Source organism: Actinosynnema sp. (genome assembly GCF_052038725.1).
In genome coordinates this window covers 1-3,275 of the sequence record NZ_JBQGCX010001115.1, presented here as the reverse complement: position 1 = coordinate 3,275, position 3,275 = coordinate 1, and the positions used below count along the sequence as shown (strand labels likewise).

The window sequence follows — 3,275 nt, the reverse complement described above, 5'->3', positions numbered from 1 at the left end:
CAGCAGGTAGGCGGTGGTCACCCACTGCACCTCGGTGACGACCGCCCCGAAGTCCTCGGCGAGCCGGTCGACGCCGACCGCGACGATCGTCGCGTCCAGGGTGGCCATGAACGTGCCCAGCACCAGCACCGCAAGGCCGGGCGCCAGCAGCAGCGCGCCCACCAGGTCGAACCGGGCCCGCGCGTCCGACGGCGGCGCGGACGGCACGTGCCGCACCGCCAGCACCGCCGCCACCACGCCGATCGGCAGGTTCACCAGGAACAGCCACGGCCAGTCCGCGACGGCCAGCAGCGTCCCGCCCACCAGCGGCCCCAGCACGGGGGAGAGCAGCGGCACCACGCCGACGACGCTGATCAACCGCCCGATCCGGCCGGGTCCGGCCACCCGCGCCAGCAGCGCCTGGCCGGTGGGCGGCAGCAGCCCGCCGCCGACGCCCTGCACCACCCGGAACACCACCAGCGACGGCAGCGACCAGGCCACCGCGCACAGCGCCGACCCGAGCAGGAACACCCCGAGCGCGCCCAGCCACACCCGCCGCCCGCCGAACCGGTCGGCCAGCCACCCGGACGCGGGCACCGAGGCGACCACCGCCAGCAGGTAGGCGGTGGTCACCCACTGCACCTCGGTGACGACCGCCCCGAAGTCCTCGGCGAGCCGGTCGACGCCGACCGCGACGATCGTCGCGTCCAGCGTGGCCATGAACGTGCCCAGCACCAGCACGAACGCGGTGCGCAGCAGCGGCGGGTCGATCCGCGCGCCGGGGGCGGTCACGACGCGCCGCCACGGGCGACCGCCGCCACGAACTCGGCCGCGTCCCCGTCCAGCGCGTCCGCGATCGCGCGCAGCGCCACCCCGAACCGCTCCGCGATCCCGCGCACCTCGCCGTCCGCGAAGATCCCGGCCTGCGGCACGAGCACCCCGCGCCACCCGTCGCCCTCGGGCATCACGGTCGCGGTCAGCGGGTGGTGCGTGCGCTCCCGGAACCGGCTGCCGGTGATCTCCAGCCCCGGCGCGGGCTCGCGCAGCGCCGCCGGGTCGAACGGGTAGTTCTCGAACACCAGCAGCGTGTCGAACAACCCGTGCCCCACCAGGGCCTCCAGCGCGTCGACGCCGACGTGCTGCTGCCCGACGAGGTCCTGCTGCCGCCGCTGCGCCCGCGCCAGCGCGGCGCCGAGCGGCCCGGTCAGGTCGACCCGGACCGGGGCCGTGCCGACCAGCAGGCCGATGATCTCCTCGACCCCGTCGACCTCACCGGCCCGGTTCGCGACCATCGTGCCGAAGCACACCTCGGACCGCCCGGACGCCGCGGCCAGCACCGCCGCCCACGCGCCCTGCACCAGGGTCCCCGGCGTCACCCCGTGCCGGGCCGCCGCCCTCCCCAGCGCGGCGACGGTGTCCGGCGGCACGTCCAGCAGCACCGCGTCGGCCGCGCCGACCAGCCGGGGGCGCGACCCGACGAGGTAGTCGCCCTCTCCCAGCCCGGCCAGCTCCCGCCGCCAGCGCGCCTCGTCGACCGGGTTGTCGGCCACCCAGCGCAGGTACCGGGCGAACGGCACGGGGGCGGGCAGCTCGCGCCCGGCGTACAGGGCGAACAGCTCACCCAGGACGCGCGGCGCGGACCAGCCGTCGGACAGCACGTGGTGGCTGGTCAGCACCAGCACCGCGCCCGCGTCACCGGGCACGACGGTCAGCCGCAGCGGCGGCCCCACCGCCAGGTCGAACGGCTCCGCCAGGTCCTCGGCCAGCACCCGCTCCACGGGCCCGTCGACCACCCGGAACCCCGGCCTCGGGTCAGCCGGGAGCACCTGCGCCTGCAGGTCGAGCGGGAACACCGCGCCCAGGTTCGGGTGCCGCCGGAGCAACCGGACCCCGGCCTCCCGCAACGCCTCCACGTCCAGCTCCCCGGTGATGGTGAACGCCGCCTGCACCGTGTACGGGTCGTGCGCCCCGCGCGCCACCTCGGCCCGCGACCAGCGCAGCACCACCTCCTGCAGCGGCGTCAGCGGCAGCACGTCGGCCACCGGCAGCGCGTCCTCCAGCGCGTCCACGTCCGCCTGGTCCAGCTCGACCAGCGGCAGGTCGGACGGGGTCAACCCGGCCCGCTCCAGCACCTCCGGGTGCGCGAGCCGCCCCAGCGCCGCCACCAGCAGCGCGCCCAGCTCGGCCACCCGCTCCCCGCCCGGCAGCCCGGACGGCCAGGTCAGCCGCAGCGCCAGCGCCTCGTGCCGCACCATCGCGTTGACCACGAGCGCCTGCGGCAGCGGCATGTCGTCCCCACCGCCCGACCCCAGCGGCTCGGCGCCCGGCGGAACCTGCCACTCGCCCTCCGCGGTGGACGGCGGGGCGAACCGGCCGAGGTAGTTGAACGCCACCTCCGGCTCCGCCGCGTCCGGCAGCTCCCCGGCCAGCCGCAGCAGCCCGTGCCCGAGCCCGTCGCCGCGCGCCGCCAGGTGCTCCTTGACCGCCTTCACCGCGCGCACCGGGTCGTCGTCCGGCCAGCTCACCCGCGCCGGGTGCACGGCGGTGAACCAGCCCACCGCCTGCGCCAGGTCGGCCTCGCGCGGCCGACCGTGGCCCTCCAGCGCCACCAGCACGTCCCGCGCCCCACCGCGCCAGGCCGCCACCGCGTCCGCCAGCGCGGTCAGCAGCAGGGTGTCCGGCGTGGTCCGGTAGGCGGCGGGCAGCGCCGTCAGCACCGCCCGCGTCACCTCGGGCCCCACCTCCACCACGTGGTGCACGGCCGTGGACGCGGTGTCCCGCACCGGGTCCAGCGGTTCCGGGAACAGCGGCGCGGGCGGGTCGGCCAGCACCGCGCGCCAGTGCGGCAGCTCCGCCGCCCGCGACGAGCCGACGACCTCCCGCGCCCACCCGGCGTAGGACCGCCCCTGCCGCACCAGCTCCCCGCCCGCGAACGCCTGCGCCACGTCGTCCAGCAGCACCCGCCACGACACCCCGTCCACGACGAGGTGGTGCGCCACCAGCAACAACCGCCCCAGCCGCCCAGGCCCGGCGTCCACCCACACCGCGCGCAGCAGCGGCCCGCGCACCGGGTCCAGCTCCGCCCGCACCCGCGCCAACTCCCGCGCCACAGCGGAATCCGGGTCGTCACCGGCCGCCACGACCGCCAGCACGTCCGCCCCGCGCACCCCGCCCACCGGCGCGATCCGCAGCACCTGCCCGACCAGCCGCGCCCGCAGCACGTCGTGCCGCTCCAGCACCGCGTCCAGCACCCGCTCCCACCGCGCCGCGCCGGAACCAGCCGCGCCCGCGCCCGC

The 3,275-nt window shown here is 77.7% G+C and carries 2 protein-coding genes; both read right to left on the bottom strand.

The genetic code is table 11. From position 1 onward, the window contains the following. The coding region (locus ACTUAL_RS23550; protein ID WP_440901773.1) for an MFS transporter at positions 1 to 771 on the bottom strand (771 nt) is incomplete at its 3' end. Continuing rightward, positions 768 to 3,275 (bottom strand): condensation domain-containing protein (locus tag ACTUAL_RS23545; RefSeq protein WP_440901772.1); only part of this gene is annotated, 2,508 nt, incomplete at its 5' end. The genes ACTUAL_RS23550 and ACTUAL_RS23545, both read right to left, overlap by 4 nt.